The organism is Hydrogenophaga sp., assembly GCF_036675665.1.
Taxonomy (GTDB): domain Bacteria; phylum Pseudomonadota; class Gammaproteobacteria; order Burkholderiales; family Burkholderiaceae_C; genus Hydrogenophaga.
In genome coordinates, this window is sequence record NZ_JAKFEO010000037.1 from 128967 (window position 1) to 147378 (window position 18412).

Genomic DNA, 18412 nt, shown 5'->3' on the forward strand with positions numbered 1-18412 from the left:
CGACGCAACCGCTCAGCCGTCGAGGCTGCTGGCGATCTGCAGCCAGTCCAGCGATCGGTGGTCTCCGGGCACGGTCACGGGCAGGATGCGCCGCGCCAGCCGCAGCCCACGCGCCGAATTGGCGAACCACACCACGGCATGGCGGGTCTGCAGATCGGCCATGACGAATGCGCGGAAACCCGGGTTGTGTCCCCAGTGGAAGCAGCAGCCCTGGTCGGGCTCCAGGCCCCACCCGAGCCCCCACGCAACACCCTGCGTCTGCGGGGCGTCTGGCGTCAGCACAGCGTCCACGCCCTCCCGGGCCGGCACGGCGGGCACGAACCAGCGGCCATGCATCGCCGGCGTGAGGCCATGGCCACACAGCACGGCGCTCACGAAGCGCGCGTAGTCGGTGGCGGTTGTGAGGAGGGACCAGGACGCGGCCGCCGTGGCGGGGCGGCGTTTCGGCACCGGCTCACCGTCCATCTCATGGCCCGTCGCGTGGTTGGATTCGAAGCGCTCGCTCCACTGCAGACTGGAGTCGGCCATGTCGAAGGGCACAAACACCCGTTCGCGGGCCAAGGTTTCCAGCGGCTGGCCCGTCACTTTCTCCATGGCCCGCTGCAACCAGCCGAAGGCACTGCTGCCGTAGCTGAAACGCTCCCCGGGCGGAAAGTGCGTTTTCAGTGGTGTCTGCGCACTCACGATGTTGGGCAGGCCGCTGGTGTGCGTGAGGACATGGATTCCGGTGATTTCGTGTGCTCGCTCATCGCCGGGCACGTACTCGCCACACAGGGCTTGCAGCGGCGCGTCCAGCGCCAGGCGACCCTCGTCGGCGAGCTGCAGCGCGATGAACGCCACGAGCGGTTTGGTGAGGGAAGCCGCCTCGAACACCGTGTGAGGATCGACCGGCCTGGGGTCGTGGGCACCGCGCATGCCCCACGCATGCACCGTGTCAACAGCGCCGCCACGGACGGTGGCCAAAGACATGCCCGGGATCAAGGCTTGCACGCGCGGGTCGCGCAGGACGGCCTGGAGTTCGAGCATGTTCTTGCGCGAGCCCGCGGAGGCGGGGTGGGTGTGTCTCATCGCTTCAGCTCGCCGAGCTTCGATTCGATGTGGCTCCACTCGTCGGCGTCCGGCAGTGGCAGCTTGGTGCGGACGATGGGTTTCCATTCGCGCGCCAGCTCGGCATTCAGGGCCGTGAAGTGCAGCTGATGGCCCGGCACATCCTCTTCGGCATAGATGGCATTGACGGGGCATTCCGGAACGCACACGGCGCAGTCGATGCAGTCGTCGGGGTCGATGACGAGGAAGTTCGGGCCTTCGCGAAAGGCGTCGACCGGGCACACGTCAACGCAGTCGGTGTACTTGCAGCGTATGCACGCTTCGGTGACGACAAAGGTCATGGCGGCTCAGCCGTCCTTGCCGTCGAGGCGGGTCGCGACCAGCCAGGGCGCAAAGACAAACAGATACAGGGCGAATGCGATGCCCCAGGCCAGGGCCGCAGCCACCAGCCAGATGGCGAGGTGCTGCGGCGCCAGCAACGGCAGCAGCACCCGGGCCACGGCAGCGCCGGCCACCAGCAGGTAGGCGGCGACCTCAAGACGCGAAACCTGCAGCGGCCGCCCGGTGTGACCGCGCGCGGTGCGGGTGATCATGCCGATGATGAGCCCGCCGGTGGCACCCACCGCCAGCGCGTGAATGCCGGACGAAATGCCCACCACGCCGAGCTGCGACAGCGCGAGCAGCACAAGGCCGACGGGCAACCAGGCATAGGCGAGGTGCAACACCCACAGGATAGGGCGTGATCGCGTGCGAAGCGGTTTCCAACACCACAGGCGAAGCACATGCAGCAAAGCCGCTGCACCGAGCGCCGTGGCGCTGAAGATGTTGGCCGGAGCCAGCACCCACAAGGCCAGCGCGATGGCCGTGGTGCCGAGTGTGGCCTGCTCCAGCCCAGGAGGCACCTTCAACCTCACGCCGGGCAACGCCGACTGGGTGAACGCCGGGATCACCCGCCCGGCGATCACGCACTCGATCATCACGATCAGCGCCAGCCCCGCATGCAGGGCACGGACCGGTTCGATGTCGAGGACCCCGCTCACCGCTCCGTGAAACGCAGCATTGGCCAGAGCGAGCAGCAACAGGATGGCGCCCAATGGCAAGTTTCGCCCGCCGCCCGCACGCAGGAGCACCGCGATGAAGATGCCGGCCACCAGCGGCAACAGCAGCAAGTCCAGCAACGCGTAGACCACATACGGTGCAAAAACGGCCGCGAGCCGGGCGGCCAGCCACAGCGCGGCGAGAGCGGCCAGCACGGCACCGCGCGGCGTGTCCAGGCCGGTCCATGCCTTGCCCGCCGTCAGCAGAAAACCCACGATCACGGCCACCGTGAAGCCGAACAACATTTCGTGGGCGTGCCAGAGCACGGGCGAGACCGTCAGGTTCAAGGAAACCTGCCCCAGCAGGAGCGCGATCCACAGCGGGATGGCCAGCATGCCGTAGGCGGCGGCGCCCAGGTAAAACGGACGGAAACCGAGCCGCAGCAGTGGCCACCCCTGGGGCGATGGCACGGGAGTGGCCGCATGGACTGCGAGCATGGCGGGTGGCGTTGTCATGGGAGGCACAAGGCTCCTGGGCGATGGATATCCCAGGAGCGGGATAAACATTCATTTTGAATGCATCTTAAAGACATCCGGTGACGGTCGTCAAGCCCGATCGGCCTGAAGCGGGTTGCCCGCGGTTGGATCGGCGGGTGGATCGATCGTGATCTCTGCCCGCTGGCGCGGGAGAAAGTGGACGTATTCGCGCTGCATGAAATCGAGAAGGCCTTCGCGCACCTCGCAGCGCAGGTCCCAGCTCGCTGAAGCCGACGCCGATGTCACCAGGCAACGCAGCTGCATCGCATGCGGGCCGGCTTCCGTCACCTGGATCATGGCCAGGCGCTTGTCCCAATGCACCGACGCTTCGCAAAGCCGTTGCAGCTCGGTTCGCAGCGGTGCCAAGGGCATGCGGTAGTCCACCCACAGGAACACCGTTCCGATGAGCTCCGAGCTGCTTCGCGTCCAGTTCTGGAACGGCTTCTCGATCCAGTATTGCAGGGGCACGATGAGGCGGCGCTGGTCCCAGATTCGAACCACCACATAGGTGCCCGTGATCTCTTCGATCACCCCCCATTCGTTTTCGACAATGACCACATCGTCCAGGCGAATGGGTTGGCTCAGTCCGATCTGCAGCCCGGCGATCAGATTGCCCAGCACAGGGCGTGCCGCAAAGCCGGCCACGATACCGACCACCCCGGCCGAGGCCAGCAGACTCGCGCCGATCTGACGCGCCGCGGGAATGGTCATCAACATCAAGGCCAGCCCGATCAGCACCACCAGGCCTTGAAGCGAGCGCGCCAGCACGCGCGTCTGCGTCTGGATCCGGCGAGCCTCCAGGTTGTTCGCCACACCCGTCGGATTGGCGGCAATCACGCCTTGTGCCAGGCCCCGGATGGCGTTGGACACCATCCATGTCAGGCTCGCGATCAACAGCAAGGCCATCAGACGCTGAACACCCGCAAGCCCCGGAGCGTCTTGTGGCGCACCTTGCAACACCAGGTTGACGAACAGCATCGGCAACAACCATGACGCGGGTGCGCGGATGCCGGATGCCACGCTGGCGGCAATGGGCGCCCCCCGTGTGGCGCGGCGCACGACGCGCTCGCCCAACCTGAAAATGAGACTGGCGGCGAGCACGCCCACCAACATGCTGCCCAGCATGGGCAGCCAGGTCACGAGCGCGGGTGGAAACCAGTGGGGGTAGTCCATGCGGCAGCGTAACGCATGCACAGGCGGGCGTGAGCGGCCGCCCCCGGAAACGCCCGCTCAGCCAACGTCGGGCGCGAGTTCGTGGACGGCCTGGTAGTGGGTGAGAAACACCCGACCGCTCAGGCCGTGCAGGAATTCCGTGTTCTTCAAACGGTCCATCACCGGCCCCTTGACCTCGGACAGGTGCAGACGCAGGCCGGCGCCGCGCAAACGCAGGTCGATGGCTTCCAGACTCTCCAGAGCGCTGGCATCGATGTCGTTGATGGCCGAACACTGCAGCACCACGTGCTCCAGGCCGGGGCGGTGGGCCACGGCGTTGTTGATGCGGTCTTCCAGCGCGCGCGAGTTGGCGAAGTACAGGCTTTCGTCGACCCGCAGGCTCAGCACCCGCGGACTCACCAGCACGGCATGGCGCTGCACGTTGCGGAAATGTTCGGTGCCCGCGACCAGGCCCACCTCGGCCATGTGCGGGCGGCTCGTGCGGTAGAGGTACAGCGCCAGCGAAACGCCAACGCCCACGACCAGGCCCGTCTCCACCCCGACCGTGAGCGTGGCCACCAGCGTGGCCAGAACCGCCAGGAAGTCCGATTTGGCGTAGTTCCAGGTTTTGCGCAGGATGCTGAAGTCCACCAGCGACAGCACCGCCACCACGATGGTGGCGGCCAGCGTGGCCTGCGGCAGGTAGAACAGCGCGGGCGTGAGGAACAGCGAGGCCAGCGTGATGCCGGCGGCGGTGAACACGCCGGCCGCCGGGGTCTGGGCACCGGCGTCGAAATTGACCACCGAGCGCGCGAAGCCCCCGGTCACCGGGAAGCCGCCGGTGAACGCGGCCGAGAGGTTGCTCGACCCGAGCGCCACGAGTTCCTGGTCGGGTTCGATGCGCTGGCGCCGCTTGGCGGCCAGGGTCTGCCCGACCGACACCGACTCGACAAATCCGACCACGCTGATGAGCAGCGCCGGCACCAGCAGTTGCTGCCACAGGCCCAGGTCCCACAAGGGCAGCGTGAACGGCGGCAGGCCCTGGGGCACGGCACCCACGATCTTCACGCCCTGCGCCTGCCAGTCCAGGCCCCAGGTGAGCAGCGTGGTCACCGCGATCGCCGCCACCGGTCCGGTCTTGGCCAGCATGTCGGCCGCTCGCGGCTGCATGCCGACCCGCTGCAACAGCGGCTTGAGGCCGCTGCGCACCCAGAACAGGAAGGCGACCGTGGCCGCGCCGATGACGAGGGTGAGTGCGTGCACCTGACCGAGCTGCGACAGCAGCGACAGGCTCAGATCGACGAAGTTGTGCCCTTCGGCTTTCACCCCCATCAAGGTCTTGAGCTGGCTGGCCGCGATCAGCAGACCCGAGGCCGAGATGAAACCCGAGATCACCGGGTGGCTCAGGAAGTTGGCGAGGAAGCCCAGGCGCAGCAGCCCCATGGCCAGCAGCAGCAGGCCCGAGAGAAAGGCCAGCGTGATGGCCACCGCCCAGTACTCGGGCGTGCCCGCCACCGCGTGCTGGCCAATGGCCGCGGCCGTCATGAGAGACACCACCGCCACCGGCCCCACGGCCAGCACGCGGCTGGTGCCGAACACCGCGTAGAGCAGCAGCGGCGCCACGCTCGCGTACAGGCCCACCTCGGGGGGCAGACCCGCGAGCATGGCGTAGGCCAGGCTCTGGGGGATCAACATGATGGTGACGATCAGCGCCGCCACGCCATCGCTGACGAGCGTCTCGCGGTTGTACGCGCGACCCCAGTGCAGCACGGGCAGGGAAGGCAACAGCTGACGCCAGTAGGACGATGGATTCATGCTTGGGGGGTGTTCAGGCAGCGGGCGTCACAGGGACGAAGTTTGCGGGGGCGGGGCCACGCCGCTCAGGTTGAAACCGGCCTGGGCCGCGCGTTGCACGAGCTCGGGCCAGGGTTGCGAACCCGCTTGCGACAGCGCCCACAGCGTCGCCGACCGCATGCCGCTGCGGCAGTACGCGAGCGCGGGCGTGGGCAGCTGGTTGAGCAAAGCGGCGAACGCCTGACCGTCTGCAGGGGTGACCCGACCCGAGACCACCGGCAGGTAGGCCAGCGCCAGGCCCGCCTGGCTGGCCGCAGCCGCCAGATCGAGGTGGCTGGACTGGCCCGGGCTCTCGCCGTCCGGCCGGTTGCAGATGACGGACTTGAAGCCGGCGCGCGCAATCCCCGGGAGGTCGGCGGGAGAAACCTGCCCCGCGACCGACAGCTCGTCCGACAGGGGGATCACGTTCAACGGCCCCATGTCAGGCTCCCACGCGCTGGCGCAAGCCGGTGCGCTCGGCGATCTCGAAGATCACCATGCCGACGACCATGGCCGCCACGAACACCGCGGCCTTCACCTCGCCGGAGGCCATGGACACGATGCCCGGGCCCGGGCAGAAACCCGCCAGGCCCCAGCCCGCGCCAAAGGTCAGGCCGCCGATCACCAGGCGCTTGTCGATCTGGCTCGACTTGGGCAGGTGCAGCGCTCCCCCCAGGAAGTTGGTGGTGCGCTTCCTGGCCAGCGCGAAGGCAAAGAAGCCCACGGCGATGGCGCCGCCCATGACAAAGGCGAGCGACGGGTCCCAGGTGCCGAACAGGTCCAGGAAACCGAGCACCTTGGCCGGGTCGGTCATGCCGGAGAGCAGCAGGCCCAGGCCAAACAGCAGGCCCACGAAGAATTCGGTGATGCGGTGCATGTGTGTGCTCCTTACAGAACGTGGCGAACCACGAAGACCATGACGAAACCCGCGCCCATGAAGGCGAGCGTGGCAACGAGTGACCGGGGCGACAGGCGCGAGAGCCCGCACACGCCGTGGCCGCTGGTGCAACCGGAGCCGTAGCGCGTGCCCAGGCCCACCAGCAAGCCGGCGACCACGATGGTGGCGAAGCCCGCGTCAATGCGCGGTGCCTGCGCGAAGCCTTCGGGCGCCAGCAGGCCGTACACCAATGGCGCGGCCAGCATGCCCAGCAGGAACGCGATGCGCCAGCCGGCGTCGCCCATCTTCGGGGGCAACAGGCCACCCAGAATGCCGCTGATGCCCAGCACGCGGCCGTTCACCAGAATGAAAAATGCCGAGGCCACGCCCAGCAAGATGCCGCCGGACAACGAAGCCCACGGCGTGAAATTGACCCAATCAATCGTCATGACTCACTCCTTTTCACAGACACAAAATTGTTCGTAGAGCACCTGCATCACGGCCAGCGCCTTCGGGCTGGTCAGCGCGTAGTGGATGTTCTTGCCCTCGCGGCGCGTGCTCACCAGGTCCTCGTCGCGCAGCACGGTGAGCTGCTGAGACAAGGTGGGTTGCACGATGCCGAGCAGCTCTTCAAGCTCCCCCACGCGGCGCTCACCCTGAGAGAGCTGACACAGGATCAACAGCCGATCCGGGTTGGCCAGCACCTTCATCAGGCGGCAGGCCCGGCCTGCGGCCGACTGCATTTCTTCCAGGTCCATCAGGACGCTTTTCATCGATGTTTCCTTCCAGTTCATTGAGGCTGCTCAGCGCTGCCTCGAAGCATGGTGAGAATATATTGACAAACATTCTATTTGTCAATATATTGTTGTCAGCTTATTTAAAGGAGTCCTCCATGACATCTCTTTCGACCACCCCCGCCCAACCCCAGGTCCATGGCATGTTCGATCCCGCCACCTGGACCGTGACCTATGTGGTCCACAACGGCCCGGGCAGCGACTGCGCGATCATCGATTCGGTGCTCGACTACGACCCCAAATCGGGCCGCACGCAGCACGCATCGGCCGACAAGGTGATCGAGTACGTGCGCGCCAACGACCTGCACGTGCAATGGATCCTGGAGACCCACGCCCATGCCGACCACCTCTCGGCCGCGCCCTATCTGCGGGCCCAACTGGGCGGAAAGATCGGCATTGGCGGCAACATCACCCGCGTGCAGAAGGTGTTCAAGGGCGTGTTCAACCTGGAGCCCGAGTTCAAGCTCGACGGCTCGCAGTTCGACCACCTGTTCCAGGAAGGTGAAGCCATCCCGTTGGGCGCCCTCGCTGGTGAGGTGATGTACGTGCCCGGCCACACGCCGGCCTGCGCGGCCTACCGCTTCGGCGACGCGGTGTTCGTGGGCGACACACTGTTCATGCCCGACGTGGGCACCGCGCGCTGCGACTTCCCCGGCGGCGATGCCCACGCGCTCTACGCCTCCACCCGCAAGCTGCTGAGCCTGCCGCCGGAAACGCGCCTCTTCATGTGCCACGACTACCCGCCCAACGACCGCCCGGTGGCCTTCGAGACCACGGTGGCCGAGCAGCGTGCGAAGAACATCCACGTGCACGATGGCGTGAGCGAAGACGAGTTCGTGGCCATGCGCACGCAGCGCGACGCCACCCTGGAGATGCCGACGCTGATCCTGCCCTCGGTCCAGGTCAACATCCGCGCGGGCGAACTGCCACCCAAGGAAGACAACGGTGTGGCCTACCTGAAGATCCCGCTCAACGCGCTCTGATCCTCCAACCTCACTCGCCCAGGGCAGCACCATGACCACCGTTTCCGTATCGCTCCAGCAGCAAGCCGACTACCGCTTCGAGATCAACTTCGGCGAGAACATCCCGAGGCTGATCGCCGACGAGCCAGCACCGCTGGGCAAAGGCGAAGGCCCTGCCCCTGCACAGTTGCTGGCCGCCGCGGTGGGCAACTGCCTGAGCGACTCGCTGCTGTTCGCGCTGCGCAAGTTCAAGCAGGCGCCGGAGCCGCTGCGGTGTGAGGTGCGGGCCGAGACGGGCCGCAACCCGGAAGGCCGGCTGCGGATCCTGGGCATCCACGCCACCATCACCCTCGGGGTGGCGGCGAGTTCGCTCGAGCACCTGGACCGCGCACTGGCGCAATTCGAAGAGTTCTGTACGGTCACGCAAAGTGTGCGCCAGGCCGTGCCCGTGCGGGTCACCGTTGTCGACGCCCATGGCCTGACGTTGCGGGATCAGACCTGACCCGGTCCATCCCCGCATCGAGAAATCAAGGTCTTGCAAGACCTTGAAGCTGAGGCGAACGGGTCCTCACGAACCGTTGCGGCCATTCCGCCCGCGCGGGCGCCGCAGGCACCTCGGGACTTTCCTGATTCCATCCAGTGGAATTGAAGGGATCCCAAACCGGATGCGGCGGCCTAAGCTACCGACTCGGCCACCAAGGCGCCAAAGAGCGCTCGCTGGACTCGAGCTCCCATCCATTTCCTTCCAGGAGACAACACATGAAAGCGTTCCCCATTTCCCTGCGCCTGCTTGCCGGTGGCTTGTGTCTGAGTCTGGCCGCCATGGCGGGCGCGGCGCGCGCCGAGTTTCCCGAGCGCGCGGTGCGCATCATCGTGCCGTTCGCACCCGGCGGCGGCACCGACCTCATTGCACGCACGCTCGGACTGGGCATGGCCAAGGAACTGGGCCAGCCAGTGGTCATCGAGAACAAGCCTGGCGCCGGCACCGTGATCGGTACCGATATCGCGGCCAAGAGCCCGCCAGACGGGTACACCCTGGTGCTTGCGACCCTGGCACACGCGGTGAACCCGAGCCTGATTGCCAAGCTGCCGTACGCCAACGAGACCGCCTTCGCCGCGGTGAGCCTGGTGGGTCGCGGACCCAACGTGCTGGTGGTGCGCCCCGACAGTCCCTACAAAACGGTCAAGGACATTGTGGATGCGGTCAAGAGTGGCAAAAAGCTCACGTACGCATCGCAGGGCAATGGCACCTCGGCTCACCTGGCCGGCGAGATGTTCACCAACCTGACCAAGATCGAGTTGCTGCACATTCCCTACCGAGGTGCCGGCCCGGCCATGACCGACCTGCGCGGCGGTCAGGTGGATCTGTTCTTCGGCACCGCGGCCGCCGTGTCCTCGTTCATCGACCAGGGCACGCTGCGCGCCATCGCTGTCACCACGCCCGAGCCGTCGCCCGCCTTCAAAGGTGTTCCGACCGTGGCCGCCACCGTGCCCGGCTATGCCGTGGAAAGCTGGTACGGCTTCTTTGTGCCGGCCGGCACGCCTGCTCCTGTGATCGCCAAGCTCAATGCTTCGATCAAGAAGGCTGCGCAAAGTCCTGAATTCGTGCAGAAGGTGGAGCAGGAAGGCCTGGTCATCACCGCCTCCGACCCCGCCGAGTTCGACCGCTACGTGAAAGCCGAAGAGGCCCGCTGGCGCAAGGTGGTCAAGGAAAACAACCTGAAAACCAACTGAACGTTGTTGCATCACCATGGACTACACACTGATCGAGCTTCAGGTGAGCGAGCGCATTGCGACCCTCACGCTCAACCGCCCCGACAAGCGCAATGCCATGAGCGATGACATGCGTTCGGAGTTCATCGATGCGCTGGAATCGGTGACCGCCGACAAGGCGATCCGTGCACTGGTGCTGACCGGCGCCGGCAAGGGATTCTGCGCGGGGGGCGACATCTCGGGGATGCAAAAACGGATGAACGCACCGGCCGGCGAAGTGGGTTTCAACGGCTGGCACCGCCAGCAGCGTGTGCACACCGCACAGGCCCTGCTGCACACCTGCCCCAAGCCGGTGATCGCCGCCGTCAATGGCGCGGCCTCGGGCCTGGGCGCCGACACGGCACTGGCCTGCGACTTCATCATCGCCAGCGAGTGGGCGAGCTTTGCGTGGTCGTATGTGCTGCGCGGCATCATCCCCGACGGCGGCGGCATGTACTTCCTGCCACGCCGCGTGGGTCTGGCCAGGGCCAAGGAACTCATCTTCACCGGCCGGCGGGTCTTGGTGGACGAGGCCGTGTCGCTGGGCATCGTGGACCGCAAGACCAGCGCCGACACGCTCGTGGCCGACGCACAGGCCTGGGCATCCGAGCTGAGCCAATCGTCCGGCACCGCCCTGGCCCTGACCAAGACCATCCTCAACCAGAGCTTCGAGCTGAGCTCGCACGACGTGTTCGCGCAGGGCAGCCAGGCCCAGGGCATCTGCTACACCAGCAGCGAGCACCGCGCTTCGGTGGAGGCCTTCCTGGCCCAGGCCGCGAGCAAGGGGTGAGCACCATGAATGCCATCGACCGCTTGCTCCAGCCACGCAGCGTTGCCATCATCGGCGCCTCGGCCGACCCCGGCAAAACCGCCGGCCGTCCGGTGGCCTACCTGCAGAAGCACGGCTTCTCGGGCCGCATCATGCCGGTGAACCCGAAGGCCGACCGCATCGGCAAGCTGCCGTGCTACGCGGACATCGCCTCGCTGCCGGAAACGCCCGATGTCGCCATCGTGCTGCTGGGCGCCGAGCGTGCCCACCTCGCGGTCAAGGAGCTCTCGGCGCGCGGCTGTGCGGCGGCCATCGTGCTGGCCAGCGGCTACACGGAAACCGGCGAAGAGGGCGCGCGGCGCCAGAAGCAGCTGATCGAAGCGGCTGGCCCGATGCGCATCCTCGGCCCCAACACCATCGGCCTGGTGAACCTGACCGACAGGATCGTGCTCTCGGCCACCGGCGCGCTGGAGATGGACGAGTTCCCGGTGGGCGGCATCGGCGTGGTCTCGCAAAGCGGCGGCATCCTGGGCTCGTTGCTCTCGCGCGCTGCGGCACGCGGCATCGGCCTGAGCAAGCTCATCTCCACCAGCAACGAGGTGGACCTGGAGCTGGCCGACTTCATCGACCACCTGGCCGATGACCCGGCCACCCAGGTGATCGCGCTGTACGTCGAGACGGTGCGCGACCCCGCCAGATTCCGCGCGGCCTGCCTCAAGGCCGCACGCGCGGGCAAGCCGGTGGTGGCCTTCAAGATCGGCCGCTCGGAAGCGGGCGCGCAGGCCGCCGTGTCGCACACCGGTGCCATGGCCGGCGCGGACCGCATGTACGACGCGCTCTTCAGGCAAGTGGGCGTGATTCGCGCGCAGACCTTCAACGACCTGCTGGACATCCCCGTGGCCCTGGCCACCGGACGCCACCTGCGGGGCCAGCGCGTGGCCATCCTCACCAGCACCGGTGGTGCGGGCACGCTGGTGTCCGACGACCTCGGTGTGGCGGGATTCGAGACGCCCGCCCCCGACGAGGCCACCGCCGCCGCACTGCGCGCGCTGCAGACCGGCAGCGAAGCCGTGCTGGACCGCAACCCGATCGACGTGACCCTGGCCGGCCTGCGACCCGACTTGCTGCGTGGCGCGATCCGCGCCCTGCTGGCCAGCCCGAGCTACGACGCGCTCGTGATCATCGTGGGCTCGTCCAGCCTGGCCATGCCCGAGTTGATGGTCAACGCCATCCGCGACTGCCTGCCCGATTCCGACAAACCCATCATGGCCTACGTGAGTCCGCACGCGCCCGAGGTGGGCGCCCTGCTCACGCGCCACGGCGTGCCCGCGTTCACCGGGGCGGAAAACTGCACCGCCGCGCTGGACGCGATGCACCGGGTGGGCGCCTTCGTGGCGCCCGTCGATGAGCCCGCCGCGCCGGCGGCCGTGGTGGTCGGAGACCTGCCCTCGGGATCGCTGGATGAAGCGCAGGCCAAGCAGCTGTTCGCGCGCTTCAACGTGCCTTGCGCGGCCGAGCGCATCGTGTCCACACCCACCGAAGCCGAAGCCGCCGCGCGCGAGCTCGGTGGCCGCGTGGTGCTCAAGATCCTGTCGTCACAGATCACGCACAAGAGCGATGTGGGCGGCGTGGCCGTCGGTCTCACGGCCGAGACGGTGGGCGCTCGCCTGACGACCATGACCGACGACGTGCAGGCCAGGGCCGGCGTTCGCCCGGCGCGTTTCCTGGTGCAGGAAATGGTGGGTGGTGGCACGGAGTTGATCCTGGGCATGCACCGCGATGCGCTGGGCACGGCCGTGATGCTGGGCATGGGCGGCGTGACCGCCGAACTGTTCAAGGACACGACGCTGCGCCTGCTGCCGCAGGACGCGCAGGGCCTCACCGGTCTGAGCCGCGCCGACGCGCTGTCCATGGCGAAGGAGCTCAAGACCTGGCCGCTGCTGGACGGCTTCCGTGGCCGGCCCAAGGCCGATGTGGACGCCCTGGTGGATGCCATCGTCGCGTTCTCGCGCATGACCGCCCAGCTGGGTGATCGCCTGGTCGAGGCGGAGATCAACCCCGTGTTCGTGCGTGCGCAGGGAGAAGGTGTCAGCGCTGCCGACGGCGTGGTCGTGCTCGCCTGAGAGCACGCTCATGACCGCACGCGTGCATCTGGAGCGTGACGGCACCATCGCCGTCATCGTGATCGACAACCCGCCCATCAACGCCGGCTCGACGGCGGTCCGGCAAGGCCTGATGGCCGCCATCGAGACACTGCGCACCGACGACACGCTCCAGGGCGCGGTGCTCATCGGAGCAGGCAACACCTTCATCGCCGGCTCCGACCTGCGCGAGTTCGATCAACCCCTGAGCGAGCCGCAGCTGCCGGCCGTGATCGCCGCCATCGAGTCCTGCGCCAAACCGGTGGTGGCGGCATTGCATGGCGCCGCGCTCGGTGGCGGCTTCGAACTGGCGCTGGGCTGCGACGCCCGCGTGGCCGCGCCCCACACCATGGTGGGCCTGCCCGAGGTGACGCTGGGCATCATCCCTGGCGCTGGGGGCACGCAGCGCCTGCCTCGCGTGGTGGGCATTGCGCGCGCCATCCGCATGATCTGCGCCGGTGAGCGCATGCGCGCCCAGGCAGCGCTGGAAGCCGGGCTGGTGGACGAGATCGCCAGCGGCGATCTGCGCGCCACTGCCGTGGCCCACGCACAGCGTCTCGCCGGGCGCAAGCAGCGCCTGCGCGACCGCGCCGTGCCCACCGCCGACGATGCGTCGGTGGCCCAAGCCAGTGCGGCCGCGCTCAAGGCCGGCCAACGCCGGCCCGCGGTTCAGGCGGCCATCGACGCCATCACGGCCACGGCCCGCGTCAACATCGACGACGGTTTGGCCGACGAACGCGCGCTGTTCCAGCAACTGCGCGTTTCACGCGAAGCGTCCGCCCTTCGCCACCAGTTCTTTGCCGAGCGCGACAGCGCCAGACACCCTTCGCTGGACGGCGCTGTGCCGCACGCGGTGGAGCGCGTGGCCGTGATCGGCGCCGGCACCATGGGCTCGGGCATCGCCATCGCAGCGCTGGAAGCGGGGTACCCGTTGCTGTTGCTGGAGCAGGATGCCGCAGCGCTCGAACGCGGCGCGGCGCGCATTCACGCGCACCTGGCTTCGCGCGTGCAAGGCGGCAAGCTCAGCGCCACCGAGGCGGCTGCCTGCGAGGGCCGTCTGCAGACCAGCCTGGACTGGGGCGATCTGGCCCGGGCCGACCTGGTCATCGAAGCGGTGTTCGAAGCACTGGGCGTGAAACAGCAGGTGTTCCAGCGCATCGACGCCGTGGCGCGCCCGGGCGCGGTGCTGGCCTCCAACACCTCCTACCTCGATCTGGACGCCATCGCCGCGGCCACCTCGCGCCCGCAGGACGTGATCGGCCTGCACTTCTTCAGCCCGGCCAACGTGATGCGGCTGATGGAAGTGGTGCGCGGCAAGGCCAGCGCGCCCGATGCGCTGGCCACCGGTCTGGCGGTGGGCAAGCGCCTGAAAAAGCGGCCCGTGCTCACCGGCAATGCCTTCGGCTTCATCGGCAACCGCCTGTACGCAGCCTACCGCCGCCAGTGCGAATTCATGGTCGAGGAAGGTGCCTGGCCCGAGCAGGTGGACGCCGCCCTGCAGGCCTTCGGGTTGGCCATGGGGCCGTTCGCGGTGGCCGACCTCTCCGGGCTGGACATCGCCTGGCGCATGCGCCAGGCACAGGCCGCCACGCGCGACCCGCAGGCACGCTACGTGCACATCCCCGATCGTCTCTGCGAGGCCGGGCGCCTCGGCCGCAAGACCGGTGCCGGCTACTACCGATACACCGAAGGTGCCCAAGGCCCGCAGGTCGACGAAGCCGTGCACCAGGTCATCCGGCAGTGCCGGCTTGAGGCAGCAGTGACGCCCCGACACCTCGGCGATGACGAGATCGTGCGCCGCGCCCTGCTGGCCATCGTCAACGAGGCCGCACGGCTGCTGGCCGAGGGCGTGGCCGAGCGCGCGACCGATGTGGACGTGGTGCTGGTGAACGGCTATGGATTCCCGCGCTGGGAAGGCGGCCCGGTGTTCTGGGCACGCGAGCGCGGTGCCGTCGCGCTGCAGCAAGACTTCGCCAGGCTGGCCCGGCTGAGCGGCCCCGGCTTCGTGGCTGCCAGCCCCGACGATCTGCACCGCCTGCTGGCCACCGGGAACTGACCCATGCACGCCACCGAAACCTTTGCACGCTTTGCGGTGCGCCTTGCCAACACACCGCTGCCACCCGAGGTGGCCCACCACGCACAGCGCGCGGTGATCGACTGGTACGCCTCCCTCTACCCGGGTCTGGACACACCATCGGTGCAGGTGCTCACCCAGGCACTGGCCGACGACCTCGACCGCGGCCCGGCACGCCTGGTGCGCGGCCGCGCCGCCACGGCACGCGCAGCCGCCCTGATCCAGGGCACGGCAGCACACGCCGCCGAGGTGGACGACAGCTTCCGCGACGCCATGTACCACCCGGGTGCCGCCACCATCGCGGCCGCCCTGGCCATGGCGCAGGCCGTGGGCGCCAGCGGCCCCGACTTCCTGCGCGCGGTGGTGATGGGCTACGAGATCTCCACCCGCATCGGCGTGGTGATGGGCCGGCCGCACTACAAGTACTGGCACAACACCGGCACCATGGGCAGCTTCGGTGCCGCCGCGGCTGCAGCCAGCCTGCTCCAGCTGGACGAGCCCGCATTCGCGCACGCGCTGGCCATCGCCGCCACCTTCACGGCCGGGCTGCAACAGGCCTTTCGCCTGGAGAGCATGGCCAAACCGCTGCACGCGGGCCGCGCGGCCGAGGCCGGGGTGCTGGCGGCCCAGCTGGCCGCCGGCGGCATGCGCAGTTCGCTCGACGTGCTCGAAGGGGAAGCGGGTCTGGGCCAAGCGATGAGCACCGGGCCGGACTGGTCCGCCGTGGGCGCCACGCTGGGGACGGATTTCCACATCACCCGCCTCACGTTCAAGAACCACATCGGCTGCGGCCACACCTTCGCCGCCATCGACGGCGCGCTGGCATTGCAGCGCCTGCACGGATTCACCCACGCCGACATCGAGCGCGTGGACCTGGGCGTGTACCAGCCCACGCTGGACATCGCGCCCCACGTCGATCCACACAGTGCCGACCAGGCGCGCTTCAGCCTGCACTACATGGTGGCCACGGCACTGGTGCACGGCAGCGTGCGCCTCGCGGCATTCGAACCCGAGCGCCTGAACGACCCGGCGACGCGTGCGCTGATGCGACGCATCACCAAGGCGCTGGACCCCGAGGTGGAGGCCGCCTTCCCTGGCCGCCGGGGTGCACGCGTGGTGGTGACGCTGCGCGACGGCCGCGGCCTCACCCATCTGCAGCCGGACCGCAAAGGCGACCCCGAGCTGCCGCTGTCCGATGCCGATCTCGAAGGCAAGTTGATGGAGCTGGCCACGCCGGTGATCGGCGAAGCCCAGTCGCGCGCGCTGCTCGCCCGCATCTGGCAACTGCACCACAGCGCCGAGCTTCCCTGAACGGAGACCCCATGACTCACGCCTTCATCTGCGACGCCGTTCGCACGCCCTTCGGCCGCTACGGTGGCGCCCTCTCCAGCGTGCGCGCCGACGACCTGGGCGCGGTGCCGCTCAGGGCCCTGCTGCAACGCCATGCGCGACTCGACTGGGAAGCCGTGGCCGACGTGATCTACGGCTGCGCCAACCAGGCCGGTGAAGACAACCGCAACGTGGCGCGCATGAGCGCCCTGCTCGCCGGGCTGCCGGTCGCGCTGCCGGGCTCCACCGTGAACCGGCTCTGTGGTTCGGGCCTGGACGCCCTGGGCACCGCCGCGCGCGCCATCAGGAGCGGTGACGCCGAGCTGATGATCGCCGGCGGCGTGGAGAGCATGAGCCGCGCGCCCTTCGTGATGCCCAAGGCGATGGCGGCCTTCTCGCGCGCCAACAGCGTGGAAGACACCACCATCGGCTGGCGTTTCGTCAACCCGCTGATGAAGGCGCAGCACGGCGTGGACTCCATGCCGGAGACGGCCGAGAACGTGGCCGCCGAATTCGGCATCTCGCGTGCCGACCAGGACCGCATGGCCCTGGCCTCACAAACCAGGGCCCTGGCTGCGCAACAGGCTGGCGTGTTCGACACCGAGATCGTGCCGGTGCGCATCGTGCAGAAGAAGGGCGACGACCTCGTCGTGGATCGCGACGAGCATCCCCGCGCGACCACGCTGGAGGCGCTGGCCAGGCTCAAGGGCGTGGTGCGGCCCGATGGCTCGGTGACCGCGGGCAACGCCTCGGGCGTGAACGACGGCGCGGTCGCGCTGTTGCTGGCCAGCGAGGCCGCTGCCGCCCGCCACGGCCTGGTGCCCCGCGCCCGTGTGGTGGGCATGGCCACCGCCGGCGTGCCGCCCCGCATCATGGGCATGGGCCCGGCGCCGGCCACGCGCAAGGTACTGGCGCTCACCGGTCTCACGCTGGTGCAGATGGACGTGATCGAACTCAACGAAGCCTTCGCCGCACAGGGCCTGGCCGTGCTGCGCGACCTGGGACTGACCGATGACGACGCCCGCGTGAACCCCAACGGCGGCGCCATCGCGTTGGGTCACCCCCTGGGCGCGTCGGGCGCACGCCTGGCCACCACCGCCACCAACCAGTTGCACCGCACGGGTGGGCGATACGCGCTGTGCACCATGTGCATCGGCGTGGGCCAGGGCATCGCGGTGGTGCTGGAACGCGTTTGATGCGGTCCGGGGCAGCAACACGAACGCTGCGCTCGCGGGCCAGTCCACAGCCCGTCGACCTTCGATGAGGTGTCCGATTATCAGCCTGTCAGCTCTGGAGGCTCGATGCGAGCGCGTCGAGCAGCACCTGCCCGCAGGCCGCCTCGTCTGGCGCCGCTTGGGCAGCGGGCCGCCGCTGGTGCTGCTGCACGGTGGACATGGCAACTGGCTGCACTGGGCCAGGACACTGCCGGCCCTGTCGCAGCACTTCACGCTGTGGCTGCCCGACATGCCCGGCTACGGCGAGAGCACGGCGACGCCACAGGGGGGGATCGACGACCTGGTGGACACCTTGCACCAGGGCGTGGACCAGCTGTTCGGCGCCGGTACCGACGTGCAACTGGCGGGGTTTTCTTTCGGCGGTCTGGTGGCTGCCAGCCTGGCCGCGCGACGCGCCGGGACAAAGCGGCTGGTGCTGGTGGGGCCGGCGGGCCATGGGGGGCCACGGCGGCCACGCCAGACCTTGTTGCCCTGGAGCGATCTGGACCCCGTCCTCAACGCTGTGCAATGGCGGGAGCGCATGCGCCACAACCTGCTGGCCCACATGCTGCACGACGAGGCATCCGTGTCCGAGCTGGCCGTGGAGATACACACCCGCGGTGCGCTGCAAACGCGGTTCCACAGCAAACGGTTCTCCCGCTCACCGCTGCTCGCGGCTGCGCTGGATCGGGCCGACGTCCCCGTGCTGTTGATCTGCGGGGAACACGACGTGACCCTGGAGCCCGCGCACTTGCAACACACGTTGTGTGAGGGCCACGCGCACCGCACTGCCCACACCCTTCCCGGTGTCGGCCACTGGGCCATGTTTGAAGATCCTGCAGCGGTGTCCGCGCTGATGGTGCCGTGGTTGAAGGCTGACTGACATCGCCAGCC

At 68.4% G+C, this 18412-nt stretch carries 18 protein-coding genes; 9 read left to right on the plus strand and 9 right to left on the minus strand.

Features of this window, described 5'->3' with window-relative positions:
* Positions 1–12: 12 nt before the first annotated feature.
* The 9 genes from V6M63_RS15280 to V6M63_RS15320 all read right to left on the minus strand — a co-directional run bounded on the left by V6M63_RS15280 (position 13) and on the right by V6M63_RS15320 (position 7256).
* Positions 13–1068, minus strand: coding sequence for a serine hydrolase domain-containing protein (locus V6M63_RS15280; protein WP_332743237.1), 1056 nt, complete (start codon positions 1066–1068; stop codon positions 13–15).
* Entirely contained in the window at positions 1065–1388 is a 324-nt protein-coding gene (gene fdxA / locus V6M63_RS15285; protein WP_291083170.1) for a ferredoxin FdxA, read from the minus strand. The genes V6M63_RS15280 and fdxA overlap by 4 nt, the downstream gene beginning before the upstream one ends.
* 6 nt (positions 1389–1394) lie before the next feature.
* Positions 1395–2600, minus strand: a complete 1206-nt coding sequence (locus V6M63_RS15290) for an NnrS family protein (protein ID WP_332743242.1) — start codon at positions 2598–2600, stop codon at positions 1395–1397.
* 90 nt (positions 2601–2690) lie between these two features.
* The gene (locus tag V6M63_RS15295; RefSeq protein ID WP_332743244.1) at positions 2691–3794 is read right to left on the minus strand and encodes a mechanosensitive ion channel family protein; all 1104 of its coding nucleotides are present in this window, start codon (positions 3792–3794) and stop codon (positions 2691–2693) included.
* Between the two features lie 57 nt (positions 3795–3851).
* Positions 3852–5588 (minus strand): SulP family inorganic anion transporter, encoded by a 1737-nt coding sequence (locus tag V6M63_RS15300; RefSeq protein WP_332743246.1) that lies wholly within the window; start codon positions 5586–5588, stop codon positions 3852–3854.
* A gap of 27 nt (positions 5589–5615) precedes the next feature.
* Positions 5616–6047, minus strand: a complete 432-nt coding sequence (locus tag V6M63_RS15305; protein ID WP_332743248.1) for a TIGR01244 family sulfur transferase — start codon at positions 6045–6047, stop codon at positions 5616–5618.
* Between the two features lies 1 nt (position 6048).
* Positions 6049–6483 (minus strand): DUF6691 family protein, encoded by a 435-nt coding sequence (locus V6M63_RS15310; RefSeq protein ID WP_332743250.1) that lies wholly within the window; start codon positions 6481–6483, stop codon positions 6049–6051.
* An 11-nt stretch (positions 6484–6494) separates the two neighbouring features.
* Positions 6495–6932, minus strand: coding sequence for a YeeE/YedE family protein (locus V6M63_RS15315; protein WP_332743252.1), 438 nt, complete (start codon positions 6930–6932; stop codon positions 6495–6497).
* Between the two features lie 3 nt (positions 6933–6935).
* Entirely contained in the window at positions 6936–7256 is a 321-nt protein-coding gene (locus V6M63_RS15320) for an ArsR/SmtB family transcription factor (RefSeq protein WP_056265242.1), read from the minus strand.
* Between the two features lie 119 nt (positions 7257–7375).
* Here V6M63_RS15320 and V6M63_RS15325 point away from each other — a divergent pair, with 119 nt between their 5' ends.
* The 9 genes from V6M63_RS15325 to V6M63_RS15365 all read left to right on the plus strand — a co-directional run bounded on the left by V6M63_RS15325 (position 7376) and on the right by V6M63_RS15365 (position 18401).
* The gene (locus tag V6M63_RS15325; RefSeq protein ID WP_332743255.1) at positions 7376–8260 is read left to right on the plus strand and encodes an MBL fold metallo-hydrolase; all 885 of its coding nucleotides are present in this window, start codon (positions 7376–7378) and stop codon (positions 8258–8260) included.
* A 31-nt stretch (positions 8261–8291) separates the two neighbouring features.
* The gene (locus V6M63_RS15330; RefSeq protein WP_332743257.1) at positions 8292–8741 is read left to right on the plus strand and encodes an OsmC family protein; all 450 of its coding nucleotides are present in this window, start codon (positions 8292–8294) and stop codon (positions 8739–8741) included.
* A 257-nt stretch (positions 8742–8998) separates the two neighbouring features.
* Positions 8999–9973, plus strand: a complete 975-nt coding sequence (locus tag V6M63_RS15335; RefSeq protein WP_442909599.1) for a tripartite tricarboxylate transporter substrate binding protein — start codon at positions 8999–9001, stop codon at positions 9971–9973.
* Positions 9974–9989: 16 nt separating this feature from the next.
* Entirely contained in the window at positions 9990–10781 is a 792-nt protein-coding gene (locus V6M63_RS15340; RefSeq protein WP_332743259.1) for an enoyl-CoA hydratase/isomerase family protein, read from the plus strand.
* Between the two features lie 5 nt (positions 10782–10786).
* Positions 10787–12883, plus strand: a complete 2097-nt coding sequence (locus V6M63_RS15345; protein WP_332743261.1) for an acetate--CoA ligase family protein — start codon at positions 10787–10789, stop codon at positions 12881–12883.
* A 10-nt stretch (positions 12884–12893) separates the two neighbouring features.
* A complete protein-coding gene (locus V6M63_RS15350; protein WP_332743263.1) occupies positions 12894–14957 on the plus strand; it encodes a 3-hydroxyacyl-CoA dehydrogenase NAD-binding domain-containing protein in 2064 nt (687 codons plus the stop codon).
* A 3-nt stretch (positions 14958–14960) separates the two neighbouring features.
* Positions 14961–16286 carry an MmgE/PrpD family protein gene (locus V6M63_RS15355; protein WP_332743264.1) on the plus strand — a complete coding sequence of 442 codons (1326 nt, stop codon included), beginning with the start codon at positions 14961–14963 and terminating at the stop codon, positions 16284–16286.
* Between the two features lie 11 nt (positions 16287–16297).
* Positions 16298–17500, plus strand: a complete 1203-nt coding sequence (gene pcaF, locus V6M63_RS15360; RefSeq protein WP_332743265.1) for a 3-oxoadipyl-CoA thiolase — start codon at positions 16298–16300, stop codon at positions 17498–17500.
* Between the two features lie 64 nt (positions 17501–17564).
* On the plus strand, positions 17565–18401 hold the full coding sequence (locus V6M63_RS15365) for an alpha/beta fold hydrolase (RefSeq protein WP_332743267.1): 837 nt from the start codon (positions 17565–17567) through the stop codon (positions 18399–18401).
* Positions 18402–18412: the final 11 nt, after the last annotated feature.

Bases quoted from the DNA above. Each gene is read 5' to 3' on its own strand.
- V6M63_RS15355 (WP_332743264.1), top strand. From the start codon at position 14,961: ATGCACGCCACCGAAACCTTTGCACGCTTTGCGGTGCGCCTTGCCAAC.
- V6M63_RS15320 (WP_056265242.1), bottom strand. From the start codon at position 7,256: ATGAAAAGCGTCCTGATGGACCTGGAAGAAATGCAGTCGGCCGCAGGC.
- pcaF (WP_332743265.1), top strand. From the start codon at position 16,298: ATGACTCACGCCTTCATCTGCGACGCCGTTCGCACGCCCTTCGGCCGC.
- V6M63_RS15280 (WP_332743237.1), bottom strand. From the start codon at position 1,068: ATGAGACACACCCACCCCGCCTCCGCGGGCTCGCGCAAGAACATGCTC.
- V6M63_RS15335 (WP_442909599.1), top strand. From the start codon at position 8,999: ATGAAAGCGTTCCCCATTTCCCTGCGCCTGCTTGCCGGTGGCTTGTGT.
- V6M63_RS15300 (WP_332743246.1), bottom strand. From the start codon at position 5,588: ATGAATCCATCGTCCTACTGGCGTCAGCTGTTGCCTTCCCTGCCCGTG.
- V6M63_RS15315 (WP_332743252.1), bottom strand. From the start codon at position 6,932: ATGACGATTGATTGGGTCAATTTCACGCCGTGGGCTTCGTTGTCCGGC.
- V6M63_RS15295 (WP_332743244.1), bottom strand. From the start codon at position 3,794: ATGGACTACCCCCACTGGTTTCCACCCGCGCTCGTGACCTGGCTGCCC.
- V6M63_RS15340 (WP_332743259.1), top strand. From the start codon at position 9,990: ATGGACTACACACTGATCGAGCTTCAGGTGAGCGAGCGCATTGCGACC.
- V6M63_RS15310 (WP_332743250.1), bottom strand. From the start codon at position 6,483: ATGCACCGCATCACCGAATTCTTCGTGGGCCTGCTGTTTGGCCTGGGC.
- V6M63_RS15345 (WP_332743261.1), top strand. From the start codon at position 10,787: ATGAATGCCATCGACCGCTTGCTCCAGCCACGCAGCGTTGCCATCATC.
- V6M63_RS15305 (WP_332743248.1), bottom strand. From the start codon at position 6,047: ATGGGGCCGTTGAACGTGATCCCCCTGTCGGACGAGCTGTCGGTCGCG.
- V6M63_RS15350 (WP_332743263.1), top strand. From the start codon at position 12,894: ATGACCGCACGCGTGCATCTGGAGCGTGACGGCACCATCGCCGTCATC.
- V6M63_RS15330 (WP_332743257.1), top strand. From the start codon at position 8,292: ATGACCACCGTTTCCGTATCGCTCCAGCAGCAAGCCGACTACCGCTTC.
- fdxA (WP_291083170.1), bottom strand. From the start codon at position 1,388: ATGACCTTTGTCGTCACCGAAGCGTGCATACGCTGCAAGTACACCGAC.
- V6M63_RS15290 (WP_332743242.1), bottom strand. From the start codon at position 2,600: ATGACAACGCCACCCGCCATGCTCGCAGTCCATGCGGCCACTCCCGTG.
- V6M63_RS15325 (WP_332743255.1), top strand. From the start codon at position 7,376: ATGACATCTCTTTCGACCACCCCCGCCCAACCCCAGGTCCATGGCATG.
- V6M63_RS15365 (WP_332743267.1), top strand. From the start codon at position 17,565: ATGAGGTGTCCGATTATCAGCCTGTCAGCTCTGGAGGCTCGATGCGAG.